This window comes from Methylomonas fluvii, from assembly GCF_014850975.1.
GTDB lineage: Bacteria > Pseudomonadota > Gammaproteobacteria > Methylococcales > Methylomonadaceae > Methylomonas > Methylomonas fluvii.
On sequence record NZ_JACXST010000002.1, the window covers coordinates 22,961 to 44,572 of the forward strand.

The window sequence follows — 21,612 nt, forward strand, 5'->3', positions numbered from 1 at the left end:
CCATGAACTCACAGATTTCCTCATCCACTACTTCCCATTCGGACATCGTGTTGTTACTACCCTGGTATGTCAATCAAAGCCTGTCGACAAATGAACGGCAGCAGGTAGACCGGCATTTAACATACTGCCTCGTGTGTCGGCGCGAGTTACAGAGCCTACGCAAACTCGCGGCGGCCGTGCAACAAGCAGCCGATCTGGACATAGCCGCTGAAGCCTCGTTCGCCGGCCTGCGTGCCAAAATGCAAACAGCCAGTCAACTCCCGCCCAGCAAACAGGCCGACAGCCCACGCGAACAGCGGGCTGGCGACAATGTAAAACCCTTCGGTTCTGGCCGGGGATTTTGGCGAATCGCCAGCAATACCGGAAAAGGCCTGGCTATTGCCGCGTCCTTGTTATTGGTCACACTACCGGCTGCCGTTCAATACCTGCGCCCGGCCAATACCACCGATTATCACACGCTGTCGGCAGCTAAACCGGACGCTGGTCCGACCGGCCAGATACGCGTGGTGTTTGCAAAGAATTTAATGGAAAAAGACATAGACGCCGCGCTTAGCCAAATTGGCGGAGTACGCATAGACGGACCGAACAGTGTCGGTGCTTACACCGTCAAATTCGCCGCCGGCAAGCCGGATACTGACATGGCTGGCGCCTTGGCGTTGCTACGCAGCCGACAGGATGTCATGCTGGCTGAACCGATTTTACAACCGTAACCGATCATGAAATTAGTGCGCTTGAATCTGTTTATATGCTTGCTAGGCTTGCTTGGCGCCTGCGCGAGCAACAGTGATTTATCCCGGCTGGGCGACAGCAACACTGCGGAAGAGCGGCGTCTGCTGATCACCTTTACCGACCGCAGCATTGACCGCCCGTTGCCAGCCAACAGCTTGGACGGTTATCGCTTGCGCGGCCATTACGGCAACTCCGGCTGGAGCGAACATATTGCGCAGGAACTGGCCGAGCGTCACCATTTAAAGTTCGTCGCGCAGTGGCCGGTGACGACCTTGGGCGTCAGCTGCGTCGTATATGAGGTACCGGATAGCTTACCCGTGCAACAGGCGATAGCAGAATTGCAACAGGACAGCGACGTGTCCTCCGTCCAGCAAATGCAGAGTTTCCAGGTTTTAGGTAAACAAGTTGCGCCGACTCAAACGTACAGCGACCCGTATCTGCATTTACAAACCGGATTCAACGCTCTCGGCATAGCCGATTTGCACCGCACCACCACCGGCCGGGGCGTGCGCATTGCAGTGATTGATACCGGCGTAGATACCGAGCACCCGGACTTGCAGGGCCGGATCAAGTACTCGGAAAACACCGCACCGGAGCCCAGCGATCACAATTTAGCCGATATCCACGGCACGGCAGTAGCCGGCGTATTATCCGCCCATCCCAACAACGGCATAGGTATAGCCGGCATAGCCCCCGAAGCGGAAATTTTGGCATTCCGGGCCTGTTGGCCGGAGAAACCCAATGCCTTGGCGGCACATTGCAACAGTTTTACCTTGGCATTAGCCTTGAATCAGGCTATCAGAATGAATAGCCATATCATCAATCTAAGCCTGAGCGGCCCCGAAGACCCTTTAGTGCATCAGTTAATCGAGAAAGCGTTAACCAAAGGCATTATTGTGGTCGCGGCAGTCCCTAGCCAGAATCAAAGCGGCGGTTTTCCTGCCAACATCGCCGGTGTGATAGCCGTTGGTCAGGAAAACAATGGCAACCACCAGCACATCGCCGCGCCCGGCAAAGACATTCTGACCACCGTGCCGCACCAAGCCTACGACTTTATGAACGGCAGTTCCTTCGCCACGCCGCATGTGGCCGGCATGGCCGCTTTGCTGTTGCAATTGCATCCGGACTGGAAAACAGCGGACATCAAACGCCGGCTAGGTAACGACGCCTCGACCGCCAATTTGCTGGATTCGAGCACAGCCCTCGCCTCTCCGGAACGTACGCACTAGTCTTTACAAAATCCACCGTCAAGAATCGCCCTTATCCGCCGACCGATTTCTGCCGCGCCGTTAATCGCTATGGCCTGTTGCGGATAAGTTCGGTTTATCGTCTCCACTATCTTGATACTTAGCCGCTCAGGCGCCAGATCCATTTCCGTCAAAGGCAACACAAAGCCCTTGGCGGCCAGTTTCTCGATCCGCAAACCTTGCTCGCTATTGCCGGCATAAGGATAGGCCAGTGAAGGTGTGCGGGTGCTGATCACGTCCATCAAAGTGTTGTCGCCGCCGAGGCTGATCGACAAAGCGGCGGTTTGTAAATTTTCCTGGAAGTTGTGCAAGAACGAGACGACTTGGACATTCGGGCTGCTGATCAAAGCTTGCAATTCAGCGATTTCGGTTGCCGCAGCTCGGGAGCTGGTAATCACTAAAAACTGATATTCCGGCAACAGCGGCGCGGTCCGGATCGCGGCGCGCAACAGCGATTTACCGATTTCGCCGCCGCCCTGGCTGACCATTATCCGGTTTTGCCGCACCGGCCAGCTTGCCGGGGGCGGCGGACTGACATAGCCGACGTAAACCAAACGCTCGGCAATCTCGGCGGTCAAGCTAAAGGTTTCCTCGAAGCGGACAATGTTCGGGTCGCCGCGCACGAACACGGTATGGATATGCTCCCGCACCAGTTTCACCATGCGCCTTTCGGCGTCCAGCGGCGCCGGCACCAAGATTTCCCGCACAAAACAAAAAATCGGAATCGCCCCGCAACGCTGTCTGACCTTGGCAAACAAACCCAGAATCTCTTTTTTTAAACGCCTCCGGCCGAACGGAAAAAATTCGACGATTACCGCATCGTAAGGCCAGCTTACAAACTGCTCGATAGCCGCCGCCCGCTCGGCCCAGATAACTTCGATGGGTTTATCGCTATCAGGTGCGTAAAGTTCGTCGCTGGCGCTATTGATCAAAATTGTCGGCAAACGCAGATGTCTGAAGCCCGGCAATTCCGGCATGTGTTGTAAACCCTGGCCGCCATGGATTAAATCAACGTCGGCATATTTCGACAACTCACGGATCACCAGCAGGCTGCTGGTCAAATGCCCCAGGCCCACCAGGCTTTGGCAATAAAATAGGATTTTGCGGCGCTTTGCGGGCATGGCAAACAAACCACTAAAAGCTGTATTTAAAGGTTAAATCGAGCTGAAAGGAATTATTTCCCTCCAACTCGCCGAACGCCGGGCCGGCCATGAAGACCGAACCGGCAAATTGCACCTGCAAATGCTTCCATTCGTCCAATGACAACACCAGATCAAACTCGTCGCCCAGCGTGCCGCTGCGGCCGTTGGGCGTCGCGCGAATGCGTGAATCGCGAATCACCGACGACGGCGTAGCCTGTTCGTAGTGGTGGTAAAGCAAATCGATAGAGCTTTGCTCGGAGATCGGAAAGCCGAGCGCCGCAGTCATGATGTTCAAATTCGATAATTCAGGCCGAAATAACTCACCGTAATAACGAAAGCGCTGGCTGCCGGATAATTTAATCTTGTTGTTATGGATTCCGGATTGCCGATAAGCACTATCGGTGCCGTCGTTGGGATTGGTGTCGCCGGAGCCGTAGGCATAGCCCACGGTCAGATAAGGTTCCAGGAACAAGTTACTGTACCAAGTGATGCCGGCGTCCATGCCCCAGGCCGCGACATGCCGCGGCGTTTGCGCCCTAACCCTTGAAAAATTGCTGTTGATGTCGGTAAAGGTTTGCGTGGTCTCTTCACCAAATACCAACGCTGAATCCAGCCAATAGCCTATCTTGCCGACATGTTCGATTTTTAATTTCCCCATCGCCCGCCCACCGAACCAATTCAGGTCGCCGTCGCTAGAGTCTTTACGATTGGCGCGGATCAGGTCGCCGGGGCGTTGGTTGTCCGAATTATCGAACTGGCTCAGAAAGAACAAAGACAGGTTTTGCTTCGGGTCCCATTGCCAAACCACATCGCCCATCAGCCGAACCACCCGGTCACTGACCGGATCGATGAAATCCTGATCCGACTGCTTGGAGCCCAACTCCTTGGCAATCGCCAACTCGGCGAACAGCGTGTCTTCGCCAAAATAAATCCGCGCCGCGTCCAGTTCGTCGTTCCACCACCATTGGCGCTTGTCAGCAATACGTTGCCGGCCCAATTGCAGACTAAAACCCGAATCCAAAATTTGGTGAATGAACAGCCAAGCCTGGGTCAGTTTGATGCCGGCTTCGTATTGGTCCAGACCGCTTTCGGTGTAAACCTCAGGATCGTAATACACATCGGACTGCACAAAAAACGATAGCGATTTTGACCACTGGTAAAACAACTCCAGCTTCAAATCTTGATAAAGATTGGCCACGTCATCGTCGCGGCGCGGGTCCAGCCGCCGGTCTTCCACGTAGCGAGGTTCCAGTTCGTAAGCACCGCCAATGGTCAGCGGATGGCCGAATACATCGACCTTGAACTGGTCTGCCGGCCGTTTGTCACCGGGGTTAATACGCAATGGTTCTTTTCTGACGCTGTCGCCATTGTCCTGGCGAAAGGCATTGTCATTGGCTTTGTTGGCAACCACCTGCCCGTTGGTGGTCTGTGCAAATACGGATAAACTCAGCAAGGCACCGCCGGCCAAGAATGCGATTTTTCCGGTTTTTAGTATCAAGGAATTAAAGCTCATGAACGCAGGGCAAATCAGTTGGTTGGTTAATTGAGATAGGAACGCATAGCTATCAGCTCAGCCAGGGACTCAAGCGGAAACGCACCTAACCGCACATCAAGCGCTTTTGTGTCGTCTAAAAATTCGCGCATCAAGCGGCAGTGCGTATTGGGATGTGTTTGGAATAGTTGCAATAAGGCTTGCAGATGCTCAAGGTCGTCACCGTCCATCACGGCGTGGTGCAACATAATGCCCAGTGGTAGCGGGTGCGTCGGATGCAACGCCTCTGCTATGGCTTGGCCCAGTGCCATCCAGGGCTGAGCGGATTTGATTCTGATCCCGCACCAATCGATAGCCACCGGAATTTCCCTTAATCTTCCGGTATGCAGTGTTACCGCGCCTCGGTTGCGTGACAAGGCTTGAAAACCCAGTTTAATCAGGCTGTCAGCCGTGGCTTGGCTACAACGGTTCCAGGGCGGCGTGAAGATGCTGTCCAGCGCCGAGCCGAACAGGCACTCAAGCTGTTGTTTGCCAACCAACAAATCCTTAAATTGCCGCTCTTCGCTGCGACTGATGCCGAATTCGCATTTGCGGCCTTGGTTTTCATGGTTGTGATGGCTGTATCCATGTTGATGTAAGCCCAACAGAAACGGATTTCGCCGCCAACGCCCCAGCAGCGAGTCCGCCAGCGACTGGCTAAGAGCATCGGGAATCACCGCAAGATCGATGGGTATATGGCAATCTCGAAAACAGTCCAACAAGGCATAAAGCCGATCATCATCCCAACCGGCGTCGTCGTCGCGAAAGAATATCTGGGCAGCTTGTTCTCGAGCATCCAATGCCATACGCACAGGTTTTAGCCAATCAGCAAACATGGACGTACTCCGTTGATTGAGCTCCTGGGATCAAGTCGTTTTTGCTGGCCCGCAATTCCTGAATCAGCCGCACGGTATGATCGGCGCCGGCCAGATTCAAGCCGGCTGGATTGGGGGAAAAATCCCTTAGTTGCAAAATCCGCTCAGCCAAACGCTGACCGGTCAATTCGCTTGGATTCAGTATTTCGACTAATCCCAATTCGGCTAATTTTTGTGCCCGCTGGCTTTGCTCGTCTTCCTGGCCGCGCACAAACGGCACGACCAGAGCCGGGGTGCCCGACTCCAGAATGTCCATCACCGTGTTGTAACCGCATTGACTTACTGACAGGCTGTGCGCCTCCAGCAAAGGCTGCATCGCCGGTACCGAGCGTCGTAGCGTGAGACCGGCCATGCCTTTGACTTGGGCGACTAAATCCTGCCAATCCGCTTCCGGTAAAAACGGCCCGGCGACGATGGTCATCGGTAATTTTTCCGTAGTCCAATTGATGGCGTGAGCCTGAATCGCCGCTTGAAACAATGGCGCGCCGACCATACCGCCACCGGCCGACACCAACACCCCGTGCCGTGGCGGTTTGATCGCGGCCGGAATGCGACCTGGAGCGACAAAACCGGTGTACAGCAGCGGGGTTTGCAAGGGATGACGCGGCTTAAAACTGTCTTCCAAGCGGGCAAACCGGGGATCGGCATGCACCAGCAGGCCGTCGAAATAGCGGTCGGTAATCCAGCGCGCCCTTTCGTCGTGCCGGCTTTGGTCTTTACGGGCGTTGACCATGATGTCGCGCAGACTGCACAACACCAGCGGCTTCGTTTGTTTGTCCCGACGCGCTGTCTTTAGGAGTGGCAACAACTCGCCAGCCAGTTTCTTGCGGCCGAACGGAAACAGCTCGATCAATACCACTTTGGGTCTGAGCATTGCGTACTCATCCAAAATTATCTGCTTGCGAGCCGCCAACGCTTCTTCGACGCTATAACGTTCATCCTGACTGTACAACTGATGATCCTCGCCCATACCCAGCGGCGGCAGATTCAGCATATCCAAATCGGCAACGGCGGCTTGGTGATCGGGAGCGCGGCCACCGTTCAGAAATGTCACCCGAAATTCGCGGCTCAAGGCATTGGTCAAGGTCATGGCTCTGACCCAATGGCCCATGCCTAGCGAATGTTGGCAATACAGCAGTAATCGCGGTTTGTAGTGGTTCATGCGGCACGCAACCCGTGTTGGAGTTTATACAGTTCGTGATAATGGCCGCCCATCTGCATCAAAGCTTCATGGCTGCCTTGCTCGACAATCACGCCTTGCTTCAACACTAAAATGCGGTCGAAATGACGGATGGTGTGAAATTGATGAGCGATCATCAGTACGGTTTTGCCGCCGTGCAGTTGATCGATAGCATCGCGAATCAAGGCTTGAGATTGGGCATCCACCGCGGAAGTCGGCTCGTCCAGAATCAGAATCGAGGATTGGCGCAACAAGGCCCGCGCCAGACACAAGCGTTGTTTTTGGCCGCCGGACAGATTACCGCCGCTTTCGCCCAACACCGTGTCATAGCCGTCCGGCAGATTGCGGATGAATTCGTCGGCATGCACCAGACGCGCGGCGGCTTCGATGTCTTCAATCGTGGCATCCGGGCTGCCGTAGCCGATGTTCTCGCGAATGCTGGTGCCGAACAGAATCGAATCCTGCAACACCACACCGATTTCCCGCCGCAACGCGGCGCGCTGGTAACGATCAACTTCAATGCCGTCGATGCGCACAACGCCCTGTTGCGGATCGTAAAGTCGAATCAGCAAGCGGGCGATGGTGGATTTGCCGGCCCCGGACGCGCCGACCAACGCCACCCGCTCACCCGGTTGAATGTGAAATGAAATATCCCGCAGGATGGGTTTGCCAGTCGGATAGCCGAACGAAACATTGTTAAATTCGATTTCGCCGCGCAAGCCGCTGGGCACTATCGCATCCGGTGGGTCCTGAATGTCTGGCTCGGTATCCAGTATTTCACTGATACGTTCGATGCTGACGCTGGCCTTGGAAAAACGCGTCGACAGGCGGGTGATTTGCCGAATCGGTTGATACATTTGGGCGATATACGAACTGAACACCAGCACATCCCCCGGTGTCAGCACCCCGTCGAACACTTGCAAGCACCCGAACAACACCACGATGCCGGTGCCGATGGCGCTGATGATTTCGATCATCCGAGTCGCCCCGGCCTCGATGCGCGCGGTACGCACGCTTTCAGTCATCGATTGGCTGCTTTCCACATCAAAGCGCTCACGCTCGACATCTTCCATGCCGTAGGTTTGCACCAGCGGCACCGCGTTCAACAGTTCGCTAACCCGCGACGCCAAGCGGCCTTCGTTATGGCGTTGCTTGCGCGCCGAGCGTTTCACCCGCCGGTAAATCAGCACGATAGCCAGACACAACAGCGGAAAGCTGGCCAGCACGATCAAGCTCAGTTTCACGCTCAGGTTGAACATAATGACGAACATGCCCAGTACGGTCAGCACATGGGTGGTGAAGGTCAAGGCCGAGTCGGCGTAGACGTCCTTCAAGGTATTGGTGTCGCTGGTCAGTTTATTCAGCAACTCGCCGGTGGGCGTACTGCTGTGAAATGCCAGCGACAGGCGTTGCAAGTGGTCGAACAATTCGCTGCGCAATGTGTAGACCAGCAAATAGCCGATGCGCGAAGTCAGAAACAGCTGGTAGTAGGAAAACACGCCTTTGCACAAAGCAATCAGCACCATGCTGCCGCACAGGATCCATAACGCCTGCTCGCTGCCGCCATGCAACAGCGGTTGCGCCGCCGCCAGATGGGCCGGCAACGGATGATTCAGCAACACATGATCGAAAATCAGCTTCATCGGCCACGGCACGATTAGGCTGGTCAGTGTCGAACCGAGAATACAGACAATCGCCGCGACTATACTGCCGCGGACCCGGCCCAGATGCGCCCACACGATTTGTCTAAAGCGGCTGTTCGATTGAGTTTGTTCAGTCATTAGCAGTTTTTCCGGTGAATTCAGTCGGCCAGCGGCCAAGGACGCAAAGCCAGCGCAATAAAATCTGCGACCCGTTGCGGCGCCGCGGATTTTTGTTGGATGAAGCAACGGTAAGCGCGGGTCAGCAACTGGCCGCGTAGATGCCAAACAAAGCGTTGCGCATCGGTTTGGTTGTGGTTGGCGGCTGAGTAAGCTGTAAACAGTGTTTGAACGAGTTGGTCTATCACGGCAACCGGATAGGGATAGTTGTATAAATCCGCCGCGAAATTGGCCAAATCCTGCAATGGATCGCCAATAGCTAATTCGTCGTAATCGAACAGCGCCAAGCGGCCGTCCGCCAACACTAGCAATTGATCGATATGAAAATCGCCGTGGATCAAGCCTAACACTTCAAACTCGGGGCAATCTTGGCGCAACTCGTTGAATAACCCAGTCAGCGCCGGTTGGATGGTGGGATAGGCATGGCTCAATTTATCGGCTTTCTTGAGCCACTCTTTTAGCTGTTGCTGCGAGGTAATGACCAGCAGAGGCGGTGGTGTGACTTGGTGAAAAGCGGCAAGTGCATGAGCTAAGGCCGGGATTTTCTCTGCGACACCGACTGTAAAATCCAACTCAGTTAGCATGTGGCCCTGCAAGCCTTCTAACCATAAAGTGTGGTGACCGGCGTCGTAAGCTAAGGCTTCAGGCATGACAAAGGCGGCGACCGATTGGCGTTGCAGCGTCAGCAGGTTGGTATAGACCGCCCGACCTCGTTCATCGGCATACGTTTTGCCATAAACCACCCGCGCCGGCTCAGTTTCGCTGGCAGCAAAGCGGTAACGCGCCGTGCAGCGAATTTCCGGCCGGTAATTGACGATCTCGATAGTCGATATTGGCCGTTGTTCCAACTCGGCAATCTGCCGACTGTCCATCAATTCCGCCAACCAGGGCATTGCCGGATCGTCCGGAAAGCGCCAGCCGACCATGCCCAGTTCAGCCAGATGTATCGCCGTTTCGCCGTTGGCCTGCGCTTCGGTGTAGGCCTGCTGGCTGCGCTGGCCCAGATAAGCGCGGGCGTAAAGTATGCGCTGCTCGGCGGTCGTTTCCGCTGGATGGCGGCCGCGTAAATGGTAAACCAGCGATAAAAACGAGCGATCGCGGTTTTCAGCCAGCCGATAGGTTTTGTAACGCGGATGCTGAATCTCGCAGCCGGTCACCTGCCAGTCGCCGGCTTGGCATTCGGGCAAATGCTGTTGCAGCGCGGCGGCCATCAGATCGGCGTCCAGCAAGAGGGCAAATTGCGCCAAGGGGTTAATCATGCTCGTAACCCTGAATAGCGCCGGCCATGCTGTTCGCCACCCAGGCGTATCGTCATCACTTCCGCGTTGCTGCGTAAATCGATGGCGTACAGGTATTTGTTTTTGACGTTGATCTCGGCTATACCGGTAAAATCGGCGCCCAACAACTGGTTTAAGATGATTTCGTTGGTGTTGCGATGCGCTACGATCAACATTGCCTCGCCGCCGCTGGCCAACATGGCTTGCAGACTGCTCAACACCCGCGCGCTAAAATCCGCATACGCTTCACAACCGGGCCCACGGAAACCGTATTTATCCTGTTCCCGTGCCGCCCATAAGCGGCTGGCTTCCGGGTCGCGTTCATCGACATGCCTGCCTTCCAGAATACCCAGGCCAATTTCCCGCAAACCGTCCAAAGTCTTGATCGGCAAGCCCTGCATGGCTGCGGTGGGTTTGGCGGTTTGTATGGCGCGGGTCAGGCTGCTGCTGTAAATCGTGCTCAGTGTTTCCTGTTTCAGCACGTCCGCCAAGGCTTCAGCTTGCTGCAGGCCTTTGGCGGATAATTTCGCATCGGCCTGGCCGGAAATCCGTTGTTGCAGATTCAATTCGCTCTGGCCGTGACGAGCTAAATAAATCCGCCGTGGCTGATCAGATGAGTACATTAGCCACTCCAGCAGCCTGCCCACAGTGCGCCGCATACATATCGCTCAGCGCCAGATAGCGTTTGATTTGTTTGAGGCGGGTTTCGTCCAGTTGGCGCAAACTGCGGCGTACCACTTCGTGTATCAACGCGGCGGCAACCTGCCAACGTAAATCCGTCAGACTCAGCGTCTGCTGACGATGGCGTTGGTAACTCAACACCAAGCGATTGACCAGTGGATGGATGGATTCAATGGATGCCGCATCGCGAATGCCGTTTAGATAAATATTAGCGATCAGGCTGGCCAAATCCAGCAGAGGGTCGCCAAGGCATACGCAGTCCATATCGATCAACCCCAAGCACTGACCGTCATATAAAAAATTATTCAATTTCAAGTCGTGGTGCAGCGTTGCCCGCTCAGATGGCGTTTGACGCAGTGCCTGCGCCAACAAACTGTTTACCGAGCGGGCAATACGGCCGGCCCATTCCGGGCGAACTTGTTCAGCCAGGGTTGGCGTGGCTAACAAGCCCTGCACCACATCGACTTGCGTGTAACGTCTTGGCGTATCGATACGGCAGGCGTGCAACTCCGCCACACACTGTCCCATCTGATCGGCCAGTTCCCCATCACTATCCGCCTGCAACGCCGCCCACGTCAAAGCCTGACCGGGCAGATGGGCTTGCCAAAGCGTCAACGTGTCCGCATCAAAGGCCAAAGCTTCGGCGCCCCAGTTAAATGGCCCGTTAAGCTGGCGCATCACGGCGAAGGTTTCGCGGCCCGCGTCATCGGCATAATTTTTGGCGTACACCAGCCGCGGCTGCGTTGATTCGGCAGTTTGCACGCTGTAACGAATCATGCAGGAGCGCTCGGCAAGATAATGCAACACCTCGGATTGCAAACCTTCTACAGGTATGCCCAGTAGGTTGGGTGCTTGCAGGCGGATCGTCATCGCCGCGTGATCCAGCAGCGTGGGCAAATGGCGCAGTTTGCGATCATAAGGAAACGCCCACACCAGCATGGCCGGGTGTTGTAATAACGTCAGCCCGCCTTTCGCCAAGTCGGGCCTTTTGGCGAGTTCCCGTTCAAACTCGCGGTTAACCTCAGCCGGCGAGCATAGCCGCCCGGTGGCAAAGCGGCTGTGCGGATTGTCAGATTGTCCAGTCCACCGATACCCCACCAACAGGCTCTTCCCCGGTTTGTAACGTTTTTCACCGATCTGCCAGCCATTTACGGACGATTGGCTGCTCGCGCAGTCCAGCAGCCAATCCAGCAAGGGCCCCATCAAGTTCGGATTCAACGCTGCCGGCATCTGCGGAAATTGCGGGTCTTGATTCATGCCGCGCGCTCCCAAACCGCTGATAGAGTTGGCTTAGTCGGGTTCAGCCGATAGTTCAACATAACCGGTTTGTCGATGCTGTCTAATAGCGTGCGGCCGACAATGCTCAGACTTTCGGCGGCATCGGCTTGCAAGCTGACGATCTCTCCCAGCAGATTACGACGCACGAACAACAGCTTCGCCCGGCAGACAATATCCGCAAAGCGGTATTCCGCAGGCTTGTTGAGATGGCTAACAAAAAAACAGTCGCGATAAACCGTGTCGGAGGTCTTTAGCGTAATACTCAAGGCCATGGCCTGCATCGGCGTTGCCAGATGCTGCGATTGGCTCACCGGCAAGCTGTCGATCTGGATGTCCGGCGCATCATCCCGGTAGGGATACAGCACGGTTTGAAACCAGCGGATACCGTCGCCCTCCTGACTGAAACTCAGCACCGGCGCGGCGTGTTTGACGCCATACTCCGGCGAAAACCAGCCCGATTCAATGTGCATCGCCACCTCGGCACGCGGCGCTTGCACGATTAACAGGTTAGGCAGGCAAATACCCTGGCCTTGCCGATTATTCAGCTGCTGGATTGGCGCTGGAGATGGCGGCGGCAGATGAAAAAATTGTTGATAGCGATGACTGGCGCAGCCGCTTAGCAGGTCGCTGATAATCCAGTACTCGTTTTCGGCAAAGAAGATGCTGCGCTGATGATCGACTTCGTAACGCGGGCTGAGTGCGCGGCCATGCACAAAATCAAAGCCTTGATTCGATTCAAAACGGATTACCGCGGCGTGAGGTTGCGGGCCGACAGGTGCATGGCATTGGTAGGCCATTTGATCCTGGCCATCAATCTTGACAGTATTGTGCGCGGCCGTGCCTTTAAACGCATGCCGCCAATTAACGCCGTCGCCATCGTGCTCGTGATAGGTATAACGGCCCGGATCGACGACCAAGGAACGGCCGAAAGCGGCCATTTCAAAACTTAACAAGTCGTAATGGCCGTGGCTGCCAAAGCCCAAATCGCCGCAGTCGAAAAACAGGTAACGGCCGTCCGTATAAGGCCGTTCGCCCCAGGCGCTACGCAAAATACAATAACCGCTGTCGGCAAACAGCCGCGAGTGTTGCGTCGGCGGCTGGCCTTGCTTACCTTGGCTGAGCACATAACGCAGCGCGTCGCTGGGGTAATAGCGTTCGGCTTTACCCAGCAGCGACAAGTAGCTGTTGACGTCGCCGTCGTTGATGGCCGGCAGCCAGCCGTCGGGTTTGTGGGCGTAAATCGAAAATTCCAGGGCTTTGCCGATGACGGCATCGAATGGCTCTGGCAAGCTCACGCCGTTTAAATCCGCCAGTTCGCGGACCCGTAAAAAGTTCTTCAACACCGTATGGTGATAGTCGGTGGACAGCTCTTTTTGCACGCCGTCAGCCAGGAAATCCTGGCGCAGATTGGCCAGCAGTTCGCGTTGGGCAAACGCCAGTAACTCGGCCGAGGCGCTGAGTTCCGGAAATATAATGGCAACCGTGAATATCGCTGACAGCTCGATGGTGCGGTGATTACCTTCCGGAGTTAGATTGCGGCTGAGAAATAGCGCCTGCGACTGTATCGATTGCAAAAAAGCCAGCAAAAATTCGGCGCTTATCGCTTGGCAGTGCCGGCCCGGCACGAAGTAATGGTAAGTCAGCAGCCATTGCTGCAAGCGGCGGCCGGTCACTTGGCTGTTCACGAACCCGTCCGGCACTTGCTTGATCCAGGCACTGATCAATGCCACCCATTTATCGGCATAACCTTCGTCACCGCTGTATTCGTAAGCCAAGGCCAGATCGCGGCCGTAATAAAACTTGTGCAGCAGAATCAGCCATTCCAGATCGGCGCTGGGGTTATGCAACCAATCGAATCCGTTGCCTAAACGGTGGGTTTCGTTGTTCAGAGTAAATTGATTTTCGAGAATCGACGCCGCGCTGGCGACATGTTTGGCTTTTCCGGGGTTGAGCGGAAAATAGTTATCCACGGCGCGCTGGCGAAAATGTGCCAGTACCTCGGTGGGTGACCACGCAGCGAACGGCGGCAGCAATAACGCCGTTTTATCGGTGCCGGGGTTGCCTGACAAGATTGATCTATCCATCGCGCGAAATTCGGGTTTCATCATTTACCCCCTTACCGCCGCAGCCGATTCGGTATGCCACACCATCACCCGGCCCTGACTGTCTTGGCGGCGGAACACGAACGCGCTATCGGTTTGCAAATCAGCGAACGTGTAGCTGCCGCCCTGGCGATGCGCCAGGAATAGCGTGTCGAGATACTCCTCGTGCGCCTGCTGACTGTGAATCCGCAGAACACTGGCGATGCTATTGTCGACCGCTTGGCCGAGTTGGCTGACCGGTAGTTGTTCCAATGTCAGCCGAGGCGGCGTCGATTGATAAGGAAAAAGTACGGTCAGAAAGCAATAGTCGGCGGCGTGCGCGGTAAACTTGACGACCGGGGCCGGGTGTTTGACACCGTAGCTGGGCGAGACAAAACCCGGTTCCAGACTCAACAATGTCTGCGGTTGCGGGGCTTGCAGCATGAGCAAATTTGGTGAGTCGACGCGCAAGCCGGAGGTATCGAATTGGGTTGTGGTGCGGTGCTGTGCTAACGCATCCAGATGGAACCGTAGTTCGTAGTCGTGGTTTTGTTTCGCGCGCAGCACATCGCAGATCAGCCAGTATTCGCCGGCGATGAACAGGATTTTGCGCTCGTGAATCACCGAATATTCATGGCTGGCGGCGATGCCGTGCAGATAGTCAAATCCCGGCCGGTGCAGCGCACATTTAAATTCGCGCGCCGGTTCCGGGCCTTGAATCTTGTATTTGCGAATGTGCGGCGCGTAAAGCGTCTGATTTTTGCCGTCTACCTGCACGGTGTTGTGGTAGCCGGTACCGCGAAACAGCACTCGCCAATTGGTGTCGCCGGATTCGTCGTAGGTGTAACGGCCCGGATCGACGATCAACGAGCGGCCGTAAGCGGCCATTTCGATATTGAGTAAATCCAGATGGCCGTGGTTACCGGCCCCCAGCGGCGCGCAATCGAAAAACAAATAGCGTTCGTCTTGATACGCCTCGCCTTGATCGCCCCAGCCGCTGCGCAAGATGCTGTAGCCGCTGGCGGTAAAGGTTTTCGAACGTTCTGCGGGCGCTTGGCCTTGCTGGCCGGCCGTGGCGACGTACAGCATCGCCTCATCGTGATATAGCACATGGCCTTGGCGCAGCAAATCCAGAAAATTGGCGCTGTCACCGTCGCTGATGGCCGGGATAAAGCCGTCGGGTTTATGCGCATGCAGGCAAAAGGTCAGGGCTTTTTGGATGGCTGCGTCCATGTCGGCCGGCAGAGGGATGTGGTTCAGCATCGCCAAGCGACGAATTCCCAGAAAATTGCGCAGCACGATGTGATGGTAATCGGTCGATAACTCGCAATGCACGCCATCGGCCAGCAGGTCGGTTTGCAGGTTGCGCTGCAATTCGGCAATCGAAAATTTCAACCATTCATCGGCACCGCGCAATTCCGGAAACACCACCGCCGCCAAAAAAATCGCGTAAAGCTCCAGGGTACGGTGATTGCGGGCAGGGGTCAGGTTGTCGCACAGATAAGTCACTTGCTGTTGCAGCGAGGCCAGAAAGTCCAGATGAAACTGCGCATCAATGGCCGGTTCGGCATCAGCCGAGACAAAATAACGGTAGGCAAAAATCCAGTTTTGCACCCGGCGACCGGTGACATCGCTGGATAGAAAATCGATGGGGACGCTAGCTATCCAACGTTGGGTCAGCGCTTGCCATTTATCGCGGTAGCGCAGATCGCAGGTTTCTGCAAAGCGCCGGCCCAAGCCGACTGCGTAATAAAACTTGTGCAACAGAATCAGCCATTCGACGTCGTCGCTGGGGTTGCTGAGCCAGTCGAAGTCATCATCTAGCAGGTATGGCTCGTGGTTGAATTCGAAACGGTTGCGCAATACGCCGTCCAGTTTTTCCGACGTGTTTTGCTCTTCGTCGATCACCGAAAAATAGCGGATATGCCGACGGCCATGAAAATACGCCAGCAAGTCAACTGGCGACATATCGCAATACGGCGCCGTCAGCGCCTGTAGACGCGGGTCGGTATTAAGAATGTTCAGCACAGCAGACATGCGCTTCCACCATTTCACCGGCCAGGCAGGCGTCGAACAGATTTTTCAAGGCCACCGTGGTGTGCCGGGAGTTGAAATCTCGGCAGACGGTTTGCCGCGCGGCTTGGCCCAGGCACTGGCGCAGAGCCTGATCTGTTAACAAACGTTCAATGGCATCGGCCATGGCATCGGCGTTTTTCTCCGGCACCAGCAGGCCGTTGACCTGGTCTTGAATCAATTCCGGGATGCCGGAAATGTCGGTGGAGATGACCGGCATTTCCATCGCCATCGCTTCGACCAAGACATTCGGTATACCGTCGCGGTCGCCGTTGTCCACCACCAGACACGGCAGCGCAAACACATCGCCTTGCTGATAAATACCGCGCAGTTCTTCCTGAGTTACCGCGCCGGGCAGACTAACCATATCTTGTAAATCCAGGTCGGCGATTAGTTGTTTGATCACCTGCGCGTATTTATCGGCGCCGCCGACGATGCGGCAGTTAAATTTGACGCCGCGATCGCGCAGAATCGCGCAGGCTTTGACTAAGTAATCGAAGCCTTTTTTCTCGACCAGCCGCCCAACCGACAGGATGGTTGGAACAGAGTCAGCGGCGGATTGCTCGCGCGGTTCCGGCACAAACAAATCGGTGTCCAGGCCGTGATAAATCCGGTGCACGGCAATATCGCTGCCTTTGCAGGCGTCCAGATGCTCCTGATTGGCGCCGGTACAGGTCACGGCAAATTTGGCGCGGCGCATTTTGATTTGCAACAATTCGCCCGGATTCAATTCCTTTAGGTAAATGTCCTTGGCATGGGCAGTAAAGCTGAACGGCAGGCCGCTGATCCGACTGGCGAACATAGCCACCGTCGTGGCGCCGTGGCAGAAATGGGCGTGTAAATGGCGAATGGCCGGATTCTGCAATACCGCATCGGCGATAGTGCCGGCTTGCAAAAATTCCTTAATGAATACCGTGCGCGGAAAGTCCCGCCAGCTTTCGCGGTATTTAATCGACATACTGAAACAGTCCAGCAAAGCGCCGAGATAGGCGATTGGCCGCTTCAGGAACAACCGGCCGTGGCTGGGTATGAATTTCGGCAGGTTTTCCCTCAGCCAGACCCAAAAGCTGCGGCCGGTCAAATCGTCGGCTTGCGGCAGATAAGTCACTGGCGCTTTGATCTGGTCAACCACGGCATGGTGCTTTTGCCCCTCGAGTTGCTTGATCGAAAAGATCGACAGTTTGAGGCCTAAGGTTTCCAACAAGTGGATTTCATTGGTGATAAAGGTTTCCGACGTGCGTGGAAAACCTTTGAGGATGTAGGCGACTTGCGTCTGGTTGTCGTGGTTTTGCATTTTAAAATCCAAAATTGTCCAGCCGGCCCTAAACGGGCCGATCGGTTTATCTCAACGATGAAAGGTTTAGTCTGCCGCTACGCTAAGGCCTGACGTTCTGAGCCGCGCAGGTAGCTTTGCGTCGGCGTCATACAACAATTCGCTGATCGATTCGCTGATACGCGGTAACCCGCCCATGTCGATTTGATACAGGCGGCTGTGATGGACGTTAGTGCGTCCCAACTCTTCACGGACCGTGTCCATCAAAAGTTTGGGGGTCAGATTGTGGGGGTGAATGGCGCGCACCAAACCTTGTAGCGCCAGACGTTCCGCGCGTATCCACTGTTCCTGTGAAGGTTTGATGCGCGGCACCAAAATCGCCCGCTTACGCAGGGTCAACAGTTCGCAGGTGGTGTTGTAACCGCCCATGCTGACCACCAAATCGGCGGATTCCATGCAGGCCATCATGTCGGTGTTAAATTCCTGAATCACCACGTTACGGCAGCCGCGGGCCAAAATTTCGAGCTGGTGGCGGCGGCTTTCCGACATTTCTGGGCCGCAAATCATCAGGGTCATGGTGTTGTCGCCCAGATCTTGCCGATTCAAGCCTTCCAGATAACTGTGCAGCAATTGGTAACCGTCTTCACCGCCACCGGCTGTCACCAGCACCAGTCGTTCCTGGGTACAGCCGATTTGCTGCCGAATTTCACCGGCGCGTTTGTCGCTGCGTTCGCGAGCGATGTAGCCGCAGAAGTCGACTTTTTCGTGGCTGGCGTCGGGAAATTCGTATTCCTTGCGCATGTCGTAAATCTCCGGCGAACCGACCACCAGCACCTTGTCGTAATGGGACTGAATGGCGTCGTGGTAACCGTTTTTCTTCCACACGGGTATCGTGCTTTCCGGACTGTCGAGGATGTCGCGCAACAACAAGACCAGCTTGGCGCGGTGGCCGCGGCGTTGCATCAGGTTGAGAGCCGCGCCCAATTCGTCGCTGACGCCGTAGGGTTTTTTATCGACCAGTATCAAATCGGGGTCGAAATCCAGCACCGCGCTGAGGATGATATTGCTGCGCAGTGTGAGCAATTGTGCGTATTCCATGTCCAGAAACTTCACCGAATAATCGCCTTTCACGCTCCGCGACAGACATGGCAATTTGATGTAATCGATCCGGTCCGGAATCCGGAAAGCGTGCAGCATGGGAGAGCCGGACAGAATAAGCACAGAGACGTTCGGGTCGGCATCCACCAAGGATTTAGAAATCGCCAACATGCGCCGGATATTGCCCAGACCGAAGGTATCGTGAGAATACACAATGATTCTTTTGGATTGTTTGCTAAGCGTCATGGCCCGGATTCCTTTTGCTGCATCGTTCACTACGCGGGTGCAAGTACTGTCCAGTAAGGATGACCTGGCGCCCGGTTCAATTTTGGTAACCAGACAAAACCGTGGTTACGTGCAGCGTCTATTCCCGAGCAAACCAGCAAGGTTCATTCAAATCGGCATTTTCATCAAACTTTAATGTGGCAATGTTATTGAGCCTGCCCACAGGCGCATGAACCGGGTTCTTGGGCAGCATGCTTTAAACACGCAGGAAATAGATTGAGAAGTACGGAAGCCGGGATTTTGAAGCGCTTCGGGAATGTTGTGTCAACGGTTTGAGCGATGTGCCTTCAAACAGCACCGGGGAATTAAGAGGTTTTTAAGCAAAAAGGCGAACAATCCGCCGCGACTGAAACAATCCAACACAGGAGGATATATGTTCAGGCTTATAACGATATTGTTAATCGGCGTGTTATGGTCCGGCACCACTTTAGCGCATGGAGATGATTGGGGACATGGCCACCATAGGCGACATCACCACCATCCCGGGCACGCTTACCGGCCATATTTTAGGATGCATAGCCCGGCAAGAATGGGCTATTACCCTCCCCCGCCGCCGCGCTATTTCGCAAGGTCGCCGCTGGACTATTACGGCTATCCGCCGCGGCCGATGCCCCGATATGATTACAGGGAACGCTGGTGATTGGAAGCTTGAAGGCAGTCAAACGGTTGATTGCTTTGTAAGCGATCTATAGACAGCGTCTATATCACTTGCTCGAAAGGAGCGAAGATAGTGTCCACTTATAATCAGGTGGACACTTATGAAGGAGCACACAACGCGCTTATCGCGCCCATTGATTGCAGGACACGGACGAGATGGCCGATGTCTTTATGATCCGGAAGCCAAACGGGAGTTGGTTCGAATCTGTTTGCAACGCGGACTATCAGTTGCCAAGGTCGCGCTGGAACACGGTATCAATGCCAATCTGCTGCGTAAATGGATAGGCTTATACCCAGAACTAGGCGCCTCTGTCCGGAACGGCGCATTAGCGTTGCCGACTTTTGCGCCCGTTTTAGCGCTGGGCGCGGAGCAGCCGGCTAAGCCAGCACTAAACGTAAGCTTACCCAACGGCATTAGGCTTGAACTGCCGTCTGTCGCATTGAGCGATCTGCCGTTAATTTTGCACACGTTGGCCGAGCTGCCATGTTCCGTTTCGACGCAGGATTAAAAGTCTACCTGCACCGGGAGCCGGTGGACGGTCGCAAGGCGATCAATGGTTTGGTTGTGCTGGTTGAGCAGGCATTGTGCTTGAACCCCTTCGAGCCGGCCATCTATGTATTCCGCAATCGGCGTCGGGATCGGATCAAATTGTTGTTGTGGGACCGTACGGGTTTCTGGCTGATGATCAAGCGACTGGAAGCCGATCGATTCTGCTGGCCGAAAGACGCGGCCGTGGTGACCTTGACGGTAGAACAACTCCATGGGTTGTTAGCCGGTATTGACCTGGCTGCGATGCAGCCGCATCCGGTGCGGATCTATACAAAAACCAGCTGAAACAATGACTTAAATCGCGTAAAATAGTGGCATGACGACCACCATCACGCTGTCCACCGAAGACTATCAAGCCTTGTTAACGGACAAGCAAGCCTTAGTGCTTGAACAACAGCGGCTGGCTCAGCAATTGCGCTTGGTGACGGTCGAGCGCGATCTGTTGAAAGAACGCGTGGATGCTTTTCTGCATCGTCTGTATGCCGCCAAGTCCGAGGCGCGGAGCAATCCCGCTCAGCGTGATCTCTTCCTGAACGAAGCCGAAGCGTTGGCGCCGAACGGCGCGCCAATCGCTGAGGAAAGCACGCCCGAAGCGGTTGAGGTGGCCTGTCACAGCCGCAAGAAACGCAGCCGCAAGCCGCTCGATCCGCTTCTGCCGCGCGAGATTGTGCGCCATGAACTGCCGGAAGCCGAACGGGTCTGCGCGCATGACGGCCATACGTTGGTGGAAATCGGCGCGGACATCAGCGAGCAACTCGACATCGTGCCGCAACAGGTGCGGGGGTAATCCCCCCATTTTGAGCAGAGTCTAAAACCAGTGCGCCGCAAAATCTTGAACCTGCCCGATCGATTCAAATAGGTATTGGGCAAGCCATTCGTAACGCACCGTTCGGTTGTAACGTTCAACGTAGGCATTCTGTTGCGGCTTGCCCGGTTGGATATAGTTAATCTGGATACCCTGTTGCTCGGCCCAGGTTTTTAGAGTCTCGCTGATATATTCCGGTCCATTGTCACAGCGAATGGCGTCAGGCTTTCCACGCCACTCGATGATGCGATCCAATGTGCGGGTGACCCGCACAGCCGGTAACGAGAAATCCACTTCAATGCCTAAACCTTCCCGATTAAAGTCATCAATGACGTTGAGCAAACGGAAAGCCCGCCCGTCAGCCAGTTGATCATGCATGAAATCCATCGACCACACGGCATTGACGTGATCCGGGACCGTCAAGGGTTGCGGGGTTTCCCTTACCAAGCGCTTCTTGGGCTTGATGCGCAGGTTGAGTGCCAGGTCCCGGTAAATCCGATAGACCCGTTTGTGATTCCAACGAAAGCCTTTCACGTTGCGCAAATATAAAAAACATAATCCAAATCCCCAGGTACGGTGCGTGGCGGTCAGGCGTAGCAGCCAGTCGGCAATTTCGGCGTTTTCAGTCGAGCGCTTTGACCGATAGCGATAACCGCTCGGGCTGATGCCTAAAGCCGCACACACCAACCGAAGACTGGCCCGCTTGGCCTGAATCAGGGGTTGCGCCATCTCGCGGAGGCAAGATGGCGTTAGGCCTTTTTTTCCAGGGCTTCCTTGATGATTTCGGCCTTCAGCCGTTCTTCGGCATACATTTTCTTCAGCCGCCGGTTTTCGTCTTCCAACTCTTTTAGGCGAGCCATCAGGGACGCATCCATGCCGCCATATTTGGAGCGCCATTTGTAAAACGTGGCAGAGCTAACGCCGTGTTCACGACAGATCTCCGGTACGGGCGTGCCGGCTTCCGCTTGCTTCAATATCGCCAGAATCTGGCTGTCACTAAATCGTGAGGTCTTCATGTAAAACTTCCTTC

At 55.2% G+C, this 21,612-nt stretch carries 16 protein-coding genes and 2 pseudogenes; 5 read left to right on the top strand and 13 right to left on the bottom strand.

Annotated features, from left to right (window positions below):
* Positions 1-2 precede the first annotated feature (2 nt).
* On the top strand, positions 3-710 hold the full coding sequence (locus EBB_RS09690) for an anti-sigma factor (protein WP_192393668.1): 708 nt from the start codon (positions 3-5) through the stop codon (positions 708-710).
* A gap of 6 nt (positions 711-716) precedes the next feature.
* Positions 717-1,958, top strand: coding sequence for a S8 family peptidase (locus EBB_RS09695; RefSeq protein ID WP_192393670.1), 1,242 nt, complete (start codon positions 717-719; stop codon positions 1,956-1,958).
* Here EBB_RS09695 and EBB_RS09700 read toward each other — a convergent pair.
* From EBB_RS09700 to EBB_RS09755, 12 genes are all read right to left on the bottom strand, one after another.
* Entirely contained in the window at positions 1,955-3,097 is a 1,143-nt protein-coding gene (locus tag EBB_RS09700; RefSeq protein WP_192393672.1) for a glycosyltransferase family protein, read from the bottom strand. The genes EBB_RS09695 and EBB_RS09700 overlap by 4 nt on opposite strands.
* Positions 3,098-3,110: 13 nt before the next feature.
* The gene (locus EBB_RS09705; protein ID WP_192393674.1) at positions 3,111-4,631 is read right to left on the bottom strand and encodes an alginate export family protein; all 1,521 of its coding nucleotides are present in this window, start codon (positions 4,629-4,631) and stop codon (positions 3,111-3,113) included.
* A 26-nt stretch (positions 4,632-4,657) separates the two neighbouring features.
* Positions 4,658-5,485 carry a polysaccharide deacetylase family protein gene (locus tag EBB_RS09710; protein ID WP_192393676.1) on the bottom strand — a complete coding sequence of 276 codons (828 nt, stop codon included), beginning with the start codon at positions 5,483-5,485 and terminating at the stop codon, positions 4,658-4,660.
* The gene (locus tag EBB_RS09715) at positions 5,475-6,686 is read right to left on the bottom strand and encodes a glycosyltransferase family protein (RefSeq protein WP_192393678.1); all 1,212 of its coding nucleotides are present in this window, start codon (positions 6,684-6,686) and stop codon (positions 5,475-5,477) included. Before EBB_RS09715 ends, EBB_RS09710 begins: the two co-directional genes overlap by 11 nt.
* Positions 6,683-8,485 (bottom strand): ABC transporter ATP-binding protein, encoded by a 1,803-nt coding sequence (locus EBB_RS09720; RefSeq protein ID WP_192393680.1) that lies wholly within the window; start codon positions 8,483-8,485, stop codon positions 6,683-6,685. Before EBB_RS09720 ends, EBB_RS09715 begins: the two co-directional genes overlap by 4 nt.
* Positions 8,486-8,505: 20 nt before the next feature.
* Complete coding sequence (locus EBB_RS09725; RefSeq protein WP_192393682.1) at positions 8,506-9,783, bottom strand: phosphotransferase family protein; 1,278 nt, start codon at positions 9,781-9,783, stop codon at positions 8,506-8,508.
* The gene (locus EBB_RS09730) at positions 9,780-10,424 is read right to left on the bottom strand and encodes a histidine phosphatase family protein (protein WP_192393684.1); all 645 of its coding nucleotides are present in this window, start codon (positions 10,422-10,424) and stop codon (positions 9,780-9,782) included. Before EBB_RS09730 ends, EBB_RS09725 begins: the two co-directional genes overlap by 4 nt.
* Complete coding sequence (locus EBB_RS09735) at positions 10,411-11,739, bottom strand: aminoglycoside phosphotransferase family protein (RefSeq protein WP_192393691.1); 1,329 nt, start codon at positions 11,737-11,739, stop codon at positions 10,411-10,413. Before EBB_RS09735 ends, EBB_RS09730 begins: the two co-directional genes overlap by 14 nt.
* Positions 11,736-13,865 (bottom strand): alginate lyase family protein, encoded by a 2,130-nt coding sequence (locus EBB_RS09740; protein WP_192393693.1) that lies wholly within the window; start codon positions 13,863-13,865, stop codon positions 11,736-11,738. Before EBB_RS09740 ends, EBB_RS09735 begins: the two co-directional genes overlap by 4 nt.
* A gap of 3 nt (positions 13,866-13,868) precedes the next feature.
* Entirely contained in the window at positions 13,869-15,878 is a 2,010-nt protein-coding gene (locus EBB_RS09745; RefSeq protein WP_192393695.1) for an alginate lyase family protein, read from the bottom strand.
* Positions 15,853-17,208, bottom strand: a complete 1,356-nt coding sequence (locus EBB_RS09750) for a glycosyltransferase (RefSeq protein ID WP_192393697.1) — start codon at positions 17,206-17,208, stop codon at positions 15,853-15,855. Before EBB_RS09750 ends, EBB_RS09745 begins: the two co-directional genes overlap by 26 nt.
* Positions 17,209-17,274: 66 nt before the next feature.
* The gene (locus tag EBB_RS09755; protein ID WP_192393698.1) at positions 17,275-18,531 is read right to left on the bottom strand and encodes a glycosyltransferase family protein; all 1,257 of its coding nucleotides are present in this window, start codon (positions 18,529-18,531) and stop codon (positions 17,275-17,277) included.
* Between the two features lie 797 nt (positions 18,532-19,328).
* On the opposite strand from EBB_RS09755, the gene EBB_RS09760 reads away from it, so the two are divergent.
* The 3 genes and pseudogenes from EBB_RS09760 to EBB_RS09770 all read left to right on the top strand — a co-directional run.
* On the top strand, positions 19,329-19,736 hold the full coding sequence (locus EBB_RS09760; protein ID WP_192393700.1) for a transposase: 408 nt from the start codon (positions 19,329-19,331) through the stop codon (positions 19,734-19,736).
* On the top strand, positions 19,712-20,062 hold the full coding sequence (gene tnpB / locus EBB_RS09765; RefSeq protein ID WP_192393702.1) for an IS66 family insertion sequence element accessory protein TnpB: 351 nt from the start codon (positions 19,712-19,714) through the stop codon (positions 20,060-20,062). The genes EBB_RS09760 and tnpB overlap by 25 nt, the downstream gene beginning before the upstream one ends.
* A gap of 31 nt (positions 20,063-20,093) precedes the next feature.
* A pseudogene (locus tag EBB_RS09770) lies at positions 20,094-20,558 on the top strand (IS66 family transposase); the annotation flags it as partial.
* Between the two features lie 33 nt (positions 20,559-20,591).
* On the opposite strand, the pseudogene EBB_RS09775 reads toward EBB_RS09770, so the two are convergent.
* Positions 20,592-21,598: pseudogene (locus tag EBB_RS09775) on the bottom strand (IS3 family transposase); the annotation flags it as partial.
* Positions 21,599-21,612: the final 14 nt, after the last annotated feature.